This window comes from Acetobacter sp. KSO5 (genome assembly GCF_044094635.1).
Taxonomy (GTDB): domain Bacteria; phylum Pseudomonadota; class Alphaproteobacteria; order Acetobacterales; family Acetobacteraceae; genus Acetobacter; species Acetobacter cerevisiae.
In genome coordinates this window covers 2,635,685-2,652,073 of sequence record NZ_CP172014.1, presented here as the reverse complement: position 1 = coordinate 2,652,073, position 16,389 = coordinate 2,635,685, and the positions used below count along the sequence as shown (strand labels likewise).

At 57.2% G+C, this 16,389-nt stretch carries 20 protein-coding genes; all 20 read right to left on the bottom strand.

Annotated features, from left to right (window positions below):
• Positions 1–5: 5 nt before the first annotated feature.
• The 20 genes from ACHQGU_RS11965 to ACHQGU_RS11870 all read right to left on the bottom strand — a co-directional run bounded on the left by ACHQGU_RS11965 (position 6) and on the right by ACHQGU_RS11870 (position 16,127).
• Positions 6–722 (bottom strand): hypothetical protein, encoded by a 717-nt coding sequence (locus tag ACHQGU_RS11965; protein WP_395495156.1) that lies wholly within the window; start codon positions 720–722, stop codon positions 6–8.
• Positions 722–1,147: a hypothetical protein gene (locus tag ACHQGU_RS11960; RefSeq protein WP_395495155.1), complete on the bottom strand. Its 426-nt coding sequence runs from the start codon at positions 1,145–1,147 to the stop codon at positions 722–724. Before ACHQGU_RS11960 ends, ACHQGU_RS11965 begins: the two co-directional genes overlap by 1 nt.
• Positions 1,078–1,491, bottom strand: a complete 414-nt coding sequence (locus ACHQGU_RS11955; RefSeq protein ID WP_395494504.1) for a hypothetical protein — start codon at positions 1,489–1,491, stop codon at positions 1,078–1,080. Before ACHQGU_RS11955 ends, ACHQGU_RS11960 begins: the two co-directional genes overlap by 70 nt.
• A gap of 110 nt (positions 1,492–1,601) precedes the next feature.
• Complete coding sequence (locus tag ACHQGU_RS11950; protein ID WP_395494505.1) at positions 1,602–2,861, bottom strand: phage tail tube protein; 1,260 nt, start codon at positions 2,859–2,861, stop codon at positions 1,602–1,604.
• A gap of 63 nt (positions 2,862–2,924) precedes the next feature.
• Positions 2,925–3,407, bottom strand: coding sequence for a hypothetical protein (locus ACHQGU_RS11945; protein WP_395495154.1), 483 nt, complete (start codon positions 3,405–3,407; stop codon positions 2,925–2,927).
• Positions 3,404–3,814, bottom strand: coding sequence for a hypothetical protein (locus ACHQGU_RS11940; RefSeq protein WP_395495153.1), 411 nt, complete (start codon positions 3,812–3,814; stop codon positions 3,404–3,406). Before ACHQGU_RS11940 ends, ACHQGU_RS11945 begins: the two co-directional genes overlap by 4 nt.
• Positions 3,789–4,136: a hypothetical protein gene (locus ACHQGU_RS11935; protein ID WP_395495152.1), complete on the bottom strand. Its 348-nt coding sequence runs from the start codon at positions 4,134–4,136 to the stop codon at positions 3,789–3,791. The genes ACHQGU_RS11940 and ACHQGU_RS11935 overlap by 26 nt, the downstream gene beginning before the upstream one ends.
• A complete protein-coding gene (locus ACHQGU_RS11930; RefSeq protein ID WP_395495151.1) occupies positions 4,136–4,813 on the bottom strand; it encodes a phage head-tail connector protein in 678 nt (225 codons plus the stop codon). The genes ACHQGU_RS11935 and ACHQGU_RS11930 overlap by 1 nt, the downstream gene beginning before the upstream one ends.
• 39 nt (positions 4,814–4,852) lie before the next feature.
• A complete protein-coding gene (locus tag ACHQGU_RS11925; RefSeq protein ID WP_061498748.1) occupies positions 4,853–5,077 on the bottom strand; it encodes a hypothetical protein in 225 nt (74 codons plus the stop codon).
• A gap of 4 nt (positions 5,078–5,081) precedes the next feature.
• The gene (locus ACHQGU_RS11920) at positions 5,082–6,419 is read right to left on the bottom strand and encodes a phage major capsid protein (protein ID WP_395495150.1); all 1,338 of its coding nucleotides are present in this window, start codon (positions 6,417–6,419) and stop codon (positions 5,082–5,084) included.
• A gap of 1 nt (position 6,420) precedes the next feature.
• Entirely contained in the window at positions 6,421–7,377 is a 957-nt protein-coding gene (locus ACHQGU_RS11915) for a S49 family peptidase (RefSeq protein WP_395495149.1), read from the bottom strand.
• Between the two features lies 1 nt (position 7,378).
• A complete protein-coding gene (locus ACHQGU_RS11910) occupies positions 7,379–8,659 on the bottom strand; it encodes a phage portal protein (RefSeq protein WP_395495148.1) in 1,281 nt (426 codons plus the stop codon).
• A 2-nt stretch (positions 8,660–8,661) separates the two neighbouring features.
• A complete protein-coding gene (locus tag ACHQGU_RS11905; RefSeq protein WP_395495147.1) occupies positions 8,662–10,389 on the bottom strand; it encodes a terminase large subunit in 1,728 nt (575 codons plus the stop codon).
• Between the two features lie 8 nt (positions 10,390–10,397).
• A complete protein-coding gene (locus ACHQGU_RS11900) occupies positions 10,398–10,871 on the bottom strand; it encodes a phage terminase small subunit P27 family (protein WP_395495146.1) in 474 nt (157 codons plus the stop codon).
• Positions 10,872–11,090: 219 nt separating this feature from the next.
• Positions 11,091–11,279 carry an HNH endonuclease signature motif containing protein gene (locus ACHQGU_RS11895; RefSeq protein ID WP_231869549.1) on the bottom strand — a complete coding sequence of 63 codons (189 nt, stop codon included), beginning with the start codon at positions 11,277–11,279 and terminating at the stop codon, positions 11,091–11,093.
• A 247-nt stretch (positions 11,280–11,526) separates the two neighbouring features.
• The gene (locus tag ACHQGU_RS11890; RefSeq protein ID WP_395495145.1) at positions 11,527–11,985 is read right to left on the bottom strand and encodes a DUF6362 family protein; all 459 of its coding nucleotides are present in this window, start codon (positions 11,983–11,985) and stop codon (positions 11,527–11,529) included.
• A 221-nt stretch (positions 11,986–12,206) separates the two neighbouring features.
• Positions 12,207–14,117 (bottom strand): ATP-binding protein, encoded by a 1,911-nt coding sequence (locus ACHQGU_RS11885; RefSeq protein WP_395495144.1) that lies wholly within the window; start codon positions 14,115–14,117, stop codon positions 12,207–12,209.
• Positions 14,101–15,132 (bottom strand): toprim domain-containing protein, encoded by a 1,032-nt coding sequence (locus ACHQGU_RS11880; protein ID WP_395495143.1) that lies wholly within the window; start codon positions 15,130–15,132, stop codon positions 14,101–14,103. Before ACHQGU_RS11880 ends, ACHQGU_RS11885 begins: the two co-directional genes overlap by 17 nt.
• Positions 15,125–15,706 carry a hypothetical protein gene (locus ACHQGU_RS11875; RefSeq protein ID WP_395495142.1) on the bottom strand — a complete coding sequence of 194 codons (582 nt, stop codon included), beginning with the start codon at positions 15,704–15,706 and terminating at the stop codon, positions 15,125–15,127. The genes ACHQGU_RS11880 and ACHQGU_RS11875 overlap by 8 nt, the downstream gene beginning before the upstream one ends.
• A complete protein-coding gene (locus ACHQGU_RS11870) occupies positions 15,693–16,127 on the bottom strand; it encodes a hypothetical protein (RefSeq protein WP_395495141.1) in 435 nt (144 codons plus the stop codon). The genes ACHQGU_RS11875 and ACHQGU_RS11870 overlap by 14 nt, the downstream gene beginning before the upstream one ends.
• Between the last annotated feature and the right edge of the window lie 262 nt (positions 16,128–16,389).

Sequence of the window (16,389 nt, the reverse complement as noted above, 5' to 3'; positions counted from 1 at the left end):
GGATTTTACCATTTCTCTGTTAGTATGAGGGTTGGATAGAGCATCTGCTCACCAGCCTGCCGGTCTTTGCGCCGGCTGATGTAGGCGGCATGCTTGCGGCCCCATCCCTCTTTTTTGTTCCATGAGATCCCCGACGCGATGCCCGCACTCCGCAGGATGTAGGGGACAGGGTCGCCCCGTGCGTCCCGGCCGCCCTGAAGCGGCTTGAAGGCCCGCAGCGCCTTGACGCGCTTGTAACGCCGCATCAGGGACTGCCGGACAGATTCCACAATGCGCGGCGGCACGCGGATCTGCTGGCCGCCCACTTCGATTTTACGGGCATAAGGCATGGTGTTGACGATCCAGACCTCAGACCCCATCGGGATCTCGGCTGGCGATTTCGTCCAGGCCTTGCCATCCACCAGCACGGACCAGCTATCCCGGAACGCGCCACTGCTGACGGGGGAGCGGTTGCGGCATTCCGTCAGCGCCCAGTTTGTCGCCTGGGCAATCATGCTGAAAATGTAAGTGACAGAGCCACCATGCAGCCGCACATCCTCTTCCGGCTTGCCAAGGCTGCCATCCACACGGCGCACATAGCCCGGCGCGGCCGCTCCGGAAGCGATCAGGTCATCCCGCTCCTTCCGGATACGGTTGCCGATCACAGATTTGAACTGCGCCCCATTCATTGTCCGGCTGACCATCAGCTGGATGCGGGCATTCAGTTTTTCAGCAATCGCCATCAGGATACCCTTGCTTTAAACTTCGCAGCCCAGTGCTGGATATAGACGCCATCCATCGCCAGCAGGACGCGATCAAGGAGGGCCATCTCTGCCCAGGACAAACCATGATGCTCTGCCCATTTCCGGACGGCGCTCCATGGGATCACACCGGGCCGACCTTCAATGACCGTGCCACCCATGGGGACACCAAAACCCTGCGTGACGTGCGGGCGCTCAGCAGAGAGCCGATGCCAGGCCCGCCAGATCCACTGCCATTCCGGCAGCGGGTCCACGCGGGCCTCTTCGGTGCCTTCCAGATCCGCCCACAGGGTTTCGTCATACGATCCCCATTCCAGCCACCAGCTGAGCGCCGCTATCAGTTTCCCGTTGCGTCCTCGGCCTGCTTGCCGGCTTCGGTCGTGACCAGACCAGCAGCTTCCCAGCATGCGCCCATCAGTTCGCGGTAGTCCGGGTTAGGCAGAAGATTTTTGAACTCTTCCAGCGAGACTGCGTGCTTCTGTGCTTTGTCATGAAACAGGCCACGCACATCCAGCACGAGAAAATCACACAGCAGTTCCGCATTCAGCTGGCGGCGCACGGCGTTGGGAATGGCGGACACATCGCCACGGTATTTTTCCGCCACTTTGCGCAGGCGGCGGCTCTGCGCATCAATGAACTGATCAGTGAAGCCACGGCTCTTGATTTCAAGGCCGGGGTATTTGTCGATTTTCTTCCATTCGCCATCGTTAATGGCGGCGCTGTCGGTTTTGAGGTCTGCAAGAATAGCCATGGGGCACCTATAAAAAAAGGCCGCTCAGTGGCGGCCTGTATTGAAGCATGAGACAGAGCCGTCCCGCTTTTCATCCAATGTTAAGGGACAAAAACAGGCAAAAGCCCTGGTCAGTTTTTGGTTTTGTAAATTGCGAAAGTCCCGCCGCCAGAAATCGGGTTGGCGGTAATGGAAACTGTCGCCACCACAGTCTGGTTTTTTCCAGAAATCGGCGTTTTTGGGTTTCGGATAATACCGTTCAGGACATTGAACTGATAGCCGATCCCGTCAGATCCCTGCACACCGACGGTGACAGGGCCGGTTTTCCCGTTTTTCCAGTCCGTAAACTGCTGATAATCACGGAACAGATAGGTGATTTCCATAGCAGCTTTGAAACTGCCGAAACGAATACCACAAGCCCCAACATGCCCCATGCCAGTATCCTGCCCAGACCCATCACGGGACAGCGTAATCGTGGCAGACTGGATGCAACCCGATGGGGTAGTTCCGAAAATGCTACATCCCAAAAAGCCTGTAACCGTATCGATCAGAGGTGTTGTCGTACGAGGCGTAACGGAAGAGGCAATATCGGTGTCAGATACGATCAGGTCAGACCCAACCAGGTCAAAACTGATTGTCGCAGGCTGCCCCTTCTGTAGCGTGATCTGGGCCTGATTGACCATGGTCCCGGAATACATTTCCAGTTTGGAATTAAGCTTTTTCCGGAACGTGAACGATTTCCCAATTTTCCCATTTTTCAGAAAGGTGCATGAGACGATTGCCCCCGTGCCAAGATTCCCAGACGTGCCACCGGCCTCTCCTGACAATGTCGCAATTTTATCAAGGATCCCATCAAATGTGCCGGGGCTGAAATAAATCACGCCGCCGCTGATTTTGGTGACTGCGTAAGATGCAGAAATCCCAACAGATGGGTCAGAAATAGAGACAATGTCTCCAGAGACGATTTCGCTAAAGACATCAACAATGCCTGTCGAATCTTTAGCTGAAATTGTGTCATTGCCTGCCTGAAACTGATCCCGGCTTGCAATTGAGATTGTAACGCTGCTTGTGGCAGCCTGGGAAATAACTGACCAGTCTGCTGTCATGACCCCGGACAAAAAATCATCATATGTGATGGCAGACAGAATTCCGGAAGTATCGCCTTGCGCGGTGCGGCCTATCAGGACAGACTGGGCCATCTCCGGAGTGTCATTGATTTCATCCGGCTGGGTTTCGGTTTCATTGACCGCCAGCGAGAAGCCCGTATAGCGCAGTGCCTGATATGCCCCGGTCGGCGGCTGGTTATAAATGGTTTCCAGCGCGTAATCGACTGCACTGTCATTAGTTTCTGCACCGGCGGCAAAGCCGGTTGTAGCGCCCGTGTAGGCCATTCTCACCCCATAAAAAAAGGCCGCTCAGTGGCGGCCTGTGAAAGACAGATGATGGCTGGCTGATTAGCCGGCCGGGGTAGCAGAGCCGCCGGAGCTGACGGTGGAGGCGCTACCAGAGGTTGTCGCCGCAGCAGATGTCGTGCCGCTGGAGGAGGCCGGTGCGGGCGCTGCTGCCGGTGCGGGCTTTTCACCCTGCGGGATCAGGCCCAGCCGGAAACCGAAGAACCGTTCCAGAGAAAGCGCCATCCCGCTGGCATCAGTGGAATATGAGCCGAACACCTGCCCGCTGGGGGCGAAAGTGCCGGTCGGGCCTGCAGGCTGGGAGAGCACATCATAGAGCTTCCCGACTTCATCAGCTGCTGGCGCCTGACTATCCGGGAGGCCAGCGACAGCCTTGTAAGGCCAGACGCCTGTGCGGCAGCCTTCCGGAGCAGACTGCTCTGCAATGGCGACGGCCGCAGAGGTGCTTTCTGCTTCAATCTCGGCAGAGCCAAGCTGGTAGGTGCCCGCGCTGGGCGCGGTTTCGTAGAGAGGGAAGAATTTCATGTGAGGATGTCCTGATACTGGTAGTCAATACCTAGGGAAAATCGGATACGGTTGCCCGCCTGATTGATGTCGGGCGGGTCGAAACTGTGTTCGTGGTAGGCGAGGCCTTCCGGAAGGTCCGTCGCAGCCCGGAAGGCGTTGGACATGGCCTTGCGGCTGGTCAGGGCTGGCAAAGATCCGGTGCCTCTGGCCACCATCAGGTGCAGCCAGATGGTGCCGTCTTCCACATTGACCGGATCACCGGCCCCGGCGCGGTCAGACGTGCCGGACGTAGTTTCCATGACCCAGAATGGCCCGGTGGGCACATCCGGGTTCTGTGCGGCCTGATCCAGCACCCGCGTCCCGTCCGCCTGTGCAGCGGCTGTGGCGCGGGTCCAGGCATCAGACCAGACTGCCGGTGTCGTCATGGCTTTCGCCTCCTGCTGCAATGAGCGTCCAGCCGCAGAGGGTTGGCCCGTCATAGACTGGCGTCGCGTCTGTCAGCGTGTAGGTTTTGGGGCCGTCCTGCACCGTGTCGTCCTTGGCAGGCGTGCCATGGGCCGTCAGAGCGTCCGCCATCACCTGGGCAAGAAAGGCGGCGCTCCCCATGCCATCAATGATCTGGGCAGCCTGTGCCGGCGGCGCGTAGGCCTGCATGGTCACGCCCGCGGTCTGGCCCGGTCGCCTGATGATCATGGGGCGGCCTTTGCGACTGATCTGGCGGCGGCGGCGGTCTGTGCGGTGCCCCATCAGATTGGCCCGTCTGCTGCCAGAGGCAGGTTGTCGATGACTGCCAGCGCGTCAGGCGGGATTGAACCGGCTTGCGGATCAAGCGCCTGATAGACCGTATTGCCAACGCCCTGCTCAGACTCAGATTTGATCGTCTGATCCCGGCCAGCTGAATGATAGAGGCTGCAAACCGTGCTGAGGCAGGCTCCCGCAATATCATCCGGCAAAGGCAGAGGCTGACCGGACAACATGCCCGCAAGCACGCCCGGATCTTCTATACCCGGCAGGAGGTAGCCAGCCGTGTAGCTGATTGTGACCTCATGCGGGTAATGCCGGGCTGGCCAGCCACGCCAGCGGGCCAGACCCGGAGCGCAGATGCGCGCCATAGTGCGGGAGACGTCCATTTCTTCCAGCGGGCCTGCCCAGGGCTGGCCCTCCACCGTGATGGACTGGATGCTGACAATCGGCCCGTTGGAGAGGTTAATCCCCTGACTGTGGCTATGGATGCGCAAGCGCTCTGTATAGCTCTGCAAAGCCAGCGGCCTGCCAAGCCGCCGCACCAGCAGAGACGAGGCCTGACCGATAAGGATGGTCAGCACGTCATCTTGCTCATCATTGGAGAGAGACAGCATGGTTTTGACGGCTTCTGTCGTGACCAGAGCCGTCTTTCCTGCTGGTGCGGTGACTATGGTTGCCACTGTGCTTCACCCATTAAAAAAGGCCACCCGAAAGTGACCTTATTTCTGTTTTCCTGCGTCATCTGCGGGCGGCTTGCTGCCGTCGTCGCTCTTGTCAGTTGCGGCGGCTGCTTTTGCGGCTGTCGCAGGCTCAAAAGGCTCTGCGGTGCCCTTTTTGGCGGATACGATGGCATCAGCCACGCTATCCGGGAAAACCGCAGTATCCCCTGCGTTGTAAACGCTGCCGATACCGCTGCAACGGGCGGTAAATTTCACTTTTTTCATGGTTTTACTCTCCTGCCACTGCGCCGGGGAACCATGCGGCGCCTGTCAGGCAGGCGATGGCGGTATCATACCGAGCCCCCAGATCCACAGCCTCAATCACACGGATCAGGGTTTCGTCATTCTGGAACGCGGAGCGGGTTTTGCCCTCAGTATCCACATAACTGGCCTCTGTGCTGACAGCCAGCGTGGTCTGCAAGGCATCACCAACCAGGATCTGCCCAAAATCAGCAAAATAGATTTCAGACTGGTTCCCGGCATCCCCCAGATTGTCCGGCACAGACGTGGTGCAGGCATACGGATAGGAACCGATGCGACCATCCGCGATTTCGGGAAACGCCAGCGCACCGGTGGGGGTCTGGAGCTGAGACAGAAATTCCACCAGCGTGGGGTTGATGATGTAGCCGGCGTTGGTCATGGGCACATTGTTTTTAGCAAGGCCCAGACGCAGTTTACCTAAGTCATTGCGGACATTCTGGACGTTCACCGTCGCATTTGCCGCAATGATATTGGCAGCGTTGGCCAGATACCGCAGGCCATTCGGGGCAAACTGTGAGCCCTGACCACGGATAAACTGCTGATCTTCCGCCAGTGCTACTTCACGCACAACGTCATCACGGACCAGTGTGTCGGTCTGAATGGAGTTATAGCGCAGCAGATCATTGGAAATCGGCACAAGAGCCGCCAGCTTTTTTGCCGTCAGCGCCACAACACCCACAGACGGGGCAGACGTCTGGATTGCATCACGCTCACCAAGCCACTGAGCACTGGAAACGCCTGTCTGCTTGCGAGTTGTGAGGTTGCCGTTCGGCATCGGCACGGACAGCGCGCCCATTTTACGGACAGCGACAACAGGACGCAGCGCGGCAATCAAATCGGACGAATAGGCCGTGTTGACGAGGAAACCGCCTTGCGTATCCACTGACTGCTGCATGTTATCAGCCGCAGAAATGGCAAATGCGGTGCCCCAGGCCTTTTCCGCATAATCAGACACCGCTGCCATGCCGCCCCGCCCTTTGGTGGCTGCAACAGCCTGCGTCAGACGAGCGAAGCGAATACCCGGATCCAGTGCTACAGCAGGCTGGGCAGGGGCGGTTGCACCGGAATTGCCAGGGGGAAGCGGAGCAATCGGACGGGCAGAGGCCGCACGGCGGCGTTCCATGTCCTGCTCACGATCCAGATTGGCCGTCAGACGGTCATCTTCGGCCCGCATGGCATCATACTGAGCCTGTTCGGCTTCCGTCAGGTCACGGTCATTGTCTGCTGTAGCTGTTGCCAGCAGGGCATCCATTGCGGAGATATTTTCCGCCTGCCGGGTGCGCAGTGCGGTAATACGGTCGGCCATTTCAGCTTCCTTGTGCTTTTTTACGGCGTTCTTCCAGATCGGCCATTGCCTGCGCACGTCTGGGGGTGGATTTTGCCGGTGAGGGGAGGGGGTTTGCTGCGCCGAGACGGGCGATGGTGTCAGCCAGCGTCCCGGTGCTATCGGCCATGCCGGCTGAAATGGCGCTTTTCGCCACTTTCAAGCCGCCCTGGCCGAAATTCTGTTTGACGGTATCCGCGCTGATGCCACGACCTTTGGCAATCGTGCTGACAAAAATGGACTCAATATCGTCCAGCACGGTGCGAATTTCAGCCTGACCATCATCAGACGTCAGATCTGGCCGTTTGTTGGGTGCGTTGGAGCTGACGATATCAAAAGACATACGGCCATCTTCACCGGGTTGGACCTGCTGAGAGCCGGACATCACCACACCGATGGAACCGACCATTGCTGTTGGGTCCATCACGATGCTGCCCGCCTGACTGGCCAGCCAGTAGGCCGCAGACGCAGCCATGCCAGGAACGTAGACTGTGACAGGCTTGCTGCTGGCGGCAATCTGCTCAGCCATGGCATTGATCCCGGTGGTGACACCGCCGGGGCTATCCACAACCAGCAGGATCTGGCTGACAGCACCGCTGGACTGGAGCGCCGCAAAATCAGACGACAGACTGGCTAGATCCGTAGCGCCGGAATAATTGGTCATCATGTTGGCACTGGGAAAGATAGGCCCCATGATGGGCAGCGTCGCCACGCCCTGCCGGTTGAGGGTAACGCGCTGGGTGCCTGCCATCTTGTCGCCTGTGTCAGCCACGGCGGAAAGGATCTGTTGATACCGTTCCGCATGGCCATCCGCACGCAGCAGCTCCACAACGGGAGCCTCCAGAGCGCGGGCCGCAATGGCTTCAATCGCGCCCAGATGTGCGGGAAGGATCGCCCAGGGCTGCGCCCTGATCGCCTCCAGTGCATAATATCGCGTCATGTTAGGCTCCAGGCGGCTGGGCAGGCGCAGGCTGGCCGGCAATTCCCATATTGACGGGCTGCCAGCGGTCCTGCCCGGTTCCATCCGCTACGGGGTTGAGATTGAAATTATTGCGGGCTTCATCTGTGCTGATGACACCAGCATTCCGCAGCGAAGAGACACCCTGCGCACGGTCCAGAAAGCCGCCTTTCACGAGGTCAGACGGATCATGGGAAAACAGGCAGCCAGAGGCTGCAAAGGCATGCGTTGCGCTGTCTGCTACCCGCGCAAAGTGCGGGCCAAGGTGGTAGATGACAAATTCCAGAGACTGCTGCTCGATATTGCCAAAAGTCGCCTTGGACAGCTCAAAAATCAGATGTGGCGGCACGCCCCAGGCGCGGGCAATGTCCAGCACCTGCATGGTGCGGGTTTCGACAAGCTGCCCGTCTTTGTTGTTGACGGGCATGTAGTCGGCCTTGAGGCCTTGGCCCAGGACAACTGGCTCACCAGCATTGTGAACGCCCGCAACATAGGTTTTCCAATCTGCCTTGATGGCGGCGCGAACGTCAGGATCGACTTTTTTGTCGGTCGTCAGGGTGACGGGCGGCTGACCATTATTTCGCCAATAGTTCTGGACGTAGGCTGCCGTGGCGATGCTCTCTCCAAAGGCCTCCCGCATGTAGGCAACCGGGTTGAGCCCTTGCAGGCCATTACGGCTCATACCCGTGACGGCCCAAATATCCCGCGACGGGAACCGCTGAGAGGTGCCGTCTGGCAACGTCGCATCGTAAAACATGGTCTGGCCAGTTGCCTGGTCAAACGACTGGTAGGCCTGCACCGCAAACGGGTCCAGACGGGTCAGAGCTACGGGCCTCATGAACTGATCCCGCGAGACATAGGCGTAGAAATTGCCTGCCATCAGGATGTCGCTCATCAGAATTTCCCGAAAAGCGTAGCGGCTCTGGGCATCGTTTGGCCGCCCGTTCATCAGGCTATAGAGCGGGTCATTCAGTAATTTGTGCGTGCCGCCATTGTCGTGGCTGCAATAATGCAGCGGGACCATGGCAAACACGCCAGACAGGATGCGGACGGCCTGCATGACGGCGGGCAGGGACAAGGTGGTACGCTCATTGACCGTGACGCCGGCACGGGATGGACCGCTGAGAGATACCTCTGCCCATGGTCCGCCAGTCTGGAAGCTATCTGCAGGACTGGAGGCTTCCGCAGCAGCAAGCAGACGCGGCTCCTGGCGGATTTTTGACGATGCACCGCCACCGCCGCCCAGCATGCTGAGAAAACCCATGATTACATTCCATCATAAACGAGTTGAGAGTCATCGGCCTCCCTGAGCGTGCTACCAAGAGCCATGATAAGCGCCACAGCGCCGTCAATCTTGTTTTCTGGCCGCTCTTTGCGGGGGTAGATGTTGTCTTTTGCATCGGTGTGGCAGACCACGTTTGAGATACACCACGCCAAAACAGGGTTGCCGTCATGGTGCAGGCGGCCAGACAGGACAAGCGCCTCAAGATCCTTCATAGCTTCCGAAAAATTCTGTACTGTCTGGCGATATTCCACCATTGGCACGTCTTTTTCCGCCATGCGCTGCGCTAACTGAGTGGCCTGCCACGGGTCATAAGGCACACTGACAAGATTGAACGTCTCAGCATCTGACTGGATGTCAGCCTCAATCAGCCCAAAGTCGATCACGTCGCCTTCCGTTTCCTGTATCCAGCCATCGGCAACCCAACCCTCATACTGGGCATTTCCGGACTCACTGACCTGACGTTCCGGCAGGTAAAAGGCGGCGAAGATGTAATAGTGTGTTGTGCCGTCAATCTGGCGCTGGAACAGTTTCAGACGGACAGCCAAATCGACTTTGCTGGCCAGATCCAGAGACACGATTGCGTCCTCATTCGCAAAATCCTCCTCAGACAGCTCATAATCTGCACAGCGTTCCCACGCCCGCATATCCATCCAGGCCTGATCTGCGTTGACCCACAGGTTAAGATGCTTGGTCTTGAACCCGTTTTGCGCACTGGCCATCTGCATGGCCTTGTGCGCAAGGCCCGCCACGTAGTCCGGCATGACCGAGACGCCCCAATTCGGGTTTGCCTTCTGCCAGACGCGCTCATCTGTCCAGTCATCGTCATCATCCAGCGTGTAAATGATACCGAATTGCTGTTCATCATCCGCTACGTCGCCCTTGAGCTTGTAGGGGTTGTCATCCCACTCAGCCAGAGCCTTCCGCAAAATCTGCATGACGTAGGAGCGGATTTCGTAACAGATCCCGGAGCGGTTGAAGCCCGCTGTAGTGATAGCCCAGATCAGCGACTGGTCACGTTTGCCAGCGCCCGTTTCGACAACCTCATAGACCTCTCGGGTTTTATGCGCGTGCAGCTCGTCCAGACAGCCAAAATGGATATTCAGGCCGTCCTGCGTCTCACCATCCCGCGAGAGAGGGCGGAATATCCCGTCATTGGCACCGCAGAGGAGATACCGGACCTGATTATCCAAGCCGTAATGCCGCACCATATCACGGCGCTTTTTGACCATGCTGCGCGCATCGCCAAAAACAATCTTCGCCTGGTCACGGGTTGTGGCTGCTGAATAGACCTCAGGACCAGCCTCATCGTCTGCCGTGAGCATGTAGAGCGCGACACCAGACGACAGCGTGCTTTTGGCGTTACCACGCGGCACCTCAATGTAGACGCGCCGGAAACGCCGGAATCCTGTCTTTTTATGGACCCACCCGAAAACCACGACCAGGATAAAACACTGCCAGTCTTCAAGCTCGATCAGCTCACCGTTGCGCGCTTTCGGTCCCTTGATGTGGGGCATGAGTTCAAGAAACTCGCAAACGCGCTCAGCCGTCGGCTTAACAAATTTGTAGGGGAAGTCTTTTTTCTTGGACCGCTCCAGATCCTGCAAATGCCGGACACAGGCCGCCACGACCCACTGACAGGCCATGACCTTACCAGAGACCACACCCTTAACGTAGCGCTGCGCCTGCAGCACGTAGGGGTGTTTGGCCATGAGAAGGGCTATCCTTGCTTGTCGAATTTCTGGAATGCGTTGAACAGATCCCCTTGCCCCACGTTGCCCAACCTCAGGCGCGCAACAGGGGAGAGGCCGAACTCAGAGCCAACAGAGCGCATGAGGCGGATCGTCTCAGCGACAATCGCAACCTCAGGCAACGCACGCCGCATGGTGCCCTGCTTGCCGTGCGTTTCGTATGTGTCTTTGCCCTCTTCCTTCAGAGCATCCTCTGCACGCCGCCAGCGGGCATACGTCTGGCAGTATTGCTCCACGGCATGATGATCCAGCACGGTAAACATCTGGAGCTTGACCAGCTCCGGCACCAACTTTTCCCACGCCTCAACTGCGTAGCTGTCCAGATGATCCGGCGGCGGGGCATATTCCGATGGGAGCCGGAGACCATCTTCACGGATGGCCCGCTTTCCGGGGTTGCCCCCGACAACCTGCAAGTGAGTTGGTTTGGGTTTTCGCCCCTTCATGTTGAGATCCTCATGCGTGTCCGCAGGAGGGTAACGATCTGACCTCCCTGTGACTTTTTCCTTCAATTTCGCGGGTGTGAAAATTTGCCCATGGCGCGGTCCGGGTGCTCAAAATCCCTAGAGATTTGATACCCCCCACCCCTCCCGAGGCCAAACGGGGTCAAAATACCGAAAAAATGGCAGTTTTCCGCCATTTTTCAGCAGTTTCCGAGCGCGATTTCAGCCGTTCCAGGAATGGTCCCGGCTCGTCCTGGACGAGTGATGAGACTGGCAAAGTGTCCGCAAATTGGCCAAATTCAGCCGTTTTTCGGGGTTTTTTCGCACACTTTCGATGTGATCGACGTTGAGCCGGTCGGTCGGAGTGCGGCATCCCGGCACGCAGCACCGAGGATGGAGGGCCAGATGCATGGCACGGACCCGTTCCCAGTCAGCATCGTAACCACGCTGGCGGGATGTGCCGCGCTGCTGGTCAAACTCCTTCCGCCGTTGCGCCTCAGGCTTCCACCCACGCGGGCGATGCATAGGGCTACGCTTGGGCATTCTCAGGCTCCGGACAGGGCAATAAAAAAGGCCGCGCACCCCGTAGGCTGCACGACCCCTAATCATGACGCTCAAAACACTCTTTTTTCCGGAAAAAGGGAAGAGAAAAATGCAGTCAGGCGTAAATTTTTTTGGTGATACTCTCTAACCCCCTGTGAAATAGGCTTTTTGCTGTCTTGTCAGAGCGGCCAATCCGCTTGCCGATCTTTTCCCAGCTGAGCCGGTGTCGGTGCGTGATGGGGTGGATCATCATCCAGAGCAGCACCACACGCCGCTGATCCGCCGCACTGATGGCCTGCACCCAACCCATGGCCTCATCCATACGACTGATCTTTGCAGCGCTTGGCACGGGCGGGCGAAGATCTTCGTCTGCTACGAGGGTAAGAAGGTCATCCAGATCCATCAGGGTATCACGCCAAGATGACACCCGGCTGGACGGCTTGAGGCCATGTGAGGGCAAGCATGCCAGCGTAATGCCTGCCTCAAACAGACGCTGCTCTACATCCTGAGCCATTTCAGCCCCACTCATAGGCTTGTTGGCCATAATTTCTGCCGGCGTTCCGTTGGTTCCCATCTGGTTCCCTTTCGGTTCCCTTTATTATATATATTTATCAATATGTTAGTAAGAAAGGGAACTAAGGAACCAAGGGAACCGCAATTTCTCACACAGAGCGAATAGAGCACGAGGCAAGACTATCCCGTGAGAGCGCGGATATAGGTTCCCTTTCTGGATTTTGGTTCCCTTTAGGAAAATACAGCAACTAAAGGGAACTTGTTACGTTCCCATTGAGTTCCCTAGTCCTCATTTCCGGGCTCACCATCATCGGAAAGGCCCATTTCACAGCACCGGACCCACAAGCACCCCTTGTGCTTCATCTTGCCGATGGTGATTGCCTTCTCTCGTCCACGCTCATCTTTTGGCGCAGGACGGCAGCTTTCCATCCGAGTTATCTCATAGATGTATTTCTGGCCAGCAAAATTTGTATCCCGGAACAGGGCCGCCAACATAGCGTTGCGAGGCCATATCCACAACCCATCACCATCACTGCAGCGAGGCGGCTTTTGCCCGCTTCGTCCAGCAGGCTCATTGGCGCGGACAACCCGGATTCCGTAACTAGCCAACACAGCCGCAACATTATCCCGCGAGTATTGGACATCCTGAAAATCAGGATCTTCCTCTTGCATTCTCGGCCTGTCAGGCTCCAGCATGCGATTGATAAGCACGTTGAGAGGTTGACGGTCTGTAGAGCGGTTCATCTGGACCTTTTGCGACAGCAGGAAATCAATCATCTGCTGCGTGCCGCTTTGCGTCATCACCTGATCCACACTCCGGATATAACCAATAACGCCCTGCACAGCATCAGCGGCCTCGGCCTCTGTTGGCACATGGTCATGCACAAGAGTCCACCAGCCAGCCAGAAGTGAGCCCATCTGGTCCATTTCGCGCGGCTGACAGCCGGCCTTACCCACGGCGGCACGGAGGAGAATACGCGCCTCACGGTAGCGTTCCCAGCCAGCGATAGCGCGACCCCAGAGTGACGGACCAAGATCTTTGCACCAGGCGGACAGATCACGATGCTCTGCCGTATGGTCTGCACCTTGCTTGGCTGCCTCCATTTCTATGATTGTGAAACGGCCCAGATGCTGAGCTTCCATATCTGGCGGCCTGATGGATGCCATGATGATGCTGCCAGCCACTGAGATTTTGCGGGCGATACCATCAGAACCACCACGAGCACCTTTGGTGCCTTCACCACCCGTTGCGGAGAGCACGAGATCCAGCAGGGCACGGGCGGCGCGCTGGTCAACACGATCCGACGCTTCATCGACCAGCATCGGAATAGCGCGACCATCCACCATCTGCTCAATCCCGGCCTTGGACGCATCATTGGTTGCGAACTTGAGAGGGATAGCGCTTTTCAGAACTTCCAGAAGCGAGGATTTACCGCACCCTGCGCCCCCGGTTAGGAATCCAGCCGGGCGCCACGGAATAGCCGCCCCATAATACGCACAGGCCAGCATCCCCATAACGATGACGTCACTCCCCGGCACACGGAAGTTCCACAGGTCACGGATGTTCTGCTGCAAGGCACGCGGTTCAGCGTATCCGCAAGGCTTTGCCGGACGCGGCTCAGGCGCAGCTGCGGCCCAGATCTGATTGCCAATGCGGGTGCCCGGACGCTCCAGCTTAGCGCCAACCAGCACGCGATCCCCACAATGCACAATCGGCATACCAGACGGATCTGGCCACACACCGGGGCGGCGTATCTGGATATGGTCACCATACAGACCAGCCCTAAAGCACTCACGCTGCAAGTATTCGGCAACATTATTGATTTTAAAATCAACCACAACGTCACGAGTAGTTTCCTCACCGTCTTGGCCTTTTTCTTTTACCTTGGTTGTCTTTGGGAATTTCTCTTTCATCCAGAGGATATTCCCACCAAACAGCGATACGAGATCCGCACGGCGCGTCATCTGGGATGCCTTAAGCACACGCAGCTGGCCAACGCGGTCCAGAAAGTAAAAAGCTCCATCCAGATGCCCGATTACAGTAACCGGACATTCCTCTTCCGCTTTTGGGGCTTCTGGCGGACCACCACCGCCTTTTTTATCGCGGCCGCCATCAATCACCTGGAACTGACGGTCTGCCGCCTGGACAGCAGACCGGACAGCCGAAAGGCCGCTATCACCGGATTGCATCATTAAAATCCTTACCTTTAGGCGGCTTTGCCACGCGCACATCACGTCCGGCCTGCATGTGCAAATCTATTGCTTTTTGCAGGCCTTTTTGTGCTGCAGGGGCATCATCACGGTCTGCCAAAATCAGCACATTCTTTGCAGAGTCTGGCAGACGGACGGCACCGAGATTTGAGAGGGATACTGCTGCGAGGATACGCAGCTCCGGACAGGCCAGAGCGACAGAGAGGCATGTTTCAATCCCCTCACCAATCGCCACGGTTTCCGCCGGGGTTATTTTATTGAGTGGCGTGCCGGCTGAACCTTTGCGCAGCCGGATACAGCCACCGGAAAAACGGCCACGGACCTTTTTGGCGCATGCAAGCTGCGCCTTGGTCCATTGACCACCGTGCTGGCTGAGCCATGTCTGATGCAGCGCGATAATGCGCCCATCCAGATCCGTGATGGCAGCCAGCATGGCAGGCAATGGAGCTTTGATTTCTGAGCAGTAATGCTCGGGCGAAAACCGCAGCGCATTGGGCGCATGGTCAAAGCGTTCCAGATCAATCCCACGGGATAGCAGATAGGACGCCACAGGCGTGCCCATGATGCGATCCTGCGCGCTTAGCCACATTTTACGGGCACTTGTCCGATTTTTCTTTTCTATCTCTGTTTGTTCTTTCTGGGCTTCTTCCGCGTGTTTTTTGATTTCAGCCCGGCGCACTATGATATCCGTATCAGCCGTCAGCCCCAGATAATTGCAGGCCCAGCGGTATGCTTCGGGAAGGCTGCCACCCGTCATGCAGGCCGCAACCAGATCCAGAGCATCACCGCTGATATTTTCTGCGAAATCCTTCCAGACGCCAGCTTTTGCACCGTGCAAATGGACTGCCAGACGAGTGCCGGGCTCACCAGCTACACTACCAGCCGTCCATTCAGCACCGGCCCGGCGACCAGCCGGAAGCAGATCACGCGCCAGCGGCTCCATATTCTGCGCCAGCATGGCAGAGACTTCCTTGTATGAGAGGGCACGGTCAGTCATGACCAACACTCCTTACAAGCGGCAGCAGACCAGTCTGCCAGACAGGCGCGGTATGACCGGCTTCCCAGACGAACCACGAAAAACACTCTTGTTTTTTCTCGCCCTTACCAGAGGATTTTCCGCTGGGACGCATAATCAAGCGCTCACTTGAGACCCATTGCCGCGCTAGCGGACGACGCGCCCAGAACCGACGGCGCTCAATACCCTCAACCCGACGGAATGGCAGAAGCAGGCATACATGCGATGCACCACTCTCAAATGAGACATCAACAATCTCTTCCCAGCAGTGATATGGAGGGTTTGATACGACACAATCCGGACGCCAGAAGCGTAAAACCTGTCGGAAATCACCTACAGCTAAAGACTTTGCCCAGCGGTCAACAATATCAGCACCATCTGAACGGATGCCATGTGCGCGCAGCACAGAAGGGATATTCCCCTCACCGCAGCAAGGGTCCATAACCCACCCAGAAAACGTCTCGACCTGCAGTAATGCCAGGACGGGCTCTGGATCTTCCTGATAAAAATCAAGCGGATCACGCTGATAGCGCGACGTCTTTTTAAGCGGTCGCACGAGCGTCAGCCTTCTTCCAGACATACCGCTGCACAGGCTCTCTAAAACCCAACTGGGCCAATACCGGGCTGAAACCGCGCAGCGCATTCTGGATGTTGCTGAGGGTGGTTTCGTGGATTCCGAAAATATGCGCAGCCGCACGCTGAGTTTTGCACTCGCGGATAAAACTATTCAGTTTATCTTGAACCTGCTTACCCGTCGCCAAAGTTTTGGGGTCGCTTGTGAGTGGGTAGCGGAGAACCATAATCAGGCCAACAGAAGATACAACCTTCTCATTGATACCTTTGAGCGAATGCGTATCCCATACAGCCTGCGGCTTAAAGCCATGCAGCTTGGAAAAGGCGGTGACACCCCCGGCAGATTTAACTGCCTTGCTAAGAATCCGGCCCATATCAATGCCGTCCATGAGAGTTTCAGCCATATCAATGACCCCGCTTACACCGCCAGATTAAAGACATGCCGCTGGAAACCCGGATCTGTTCTGCCAGATTAGGTCGCACCGCAGCAGATTCCCGCAGCACCCGGCTATTCCGTGGACGCGATGCGACAATATGCCGCCCCGGCAGTGCAGGCTGACCAAAGCTACGCATGGACACCGCTAGGCGCGGCTTCTGAAAGTTATTCATATTTTCTTGCTTTTCACTGATAGCCCCAAACGCTTCCGGCGCTTGTAGATGACATCA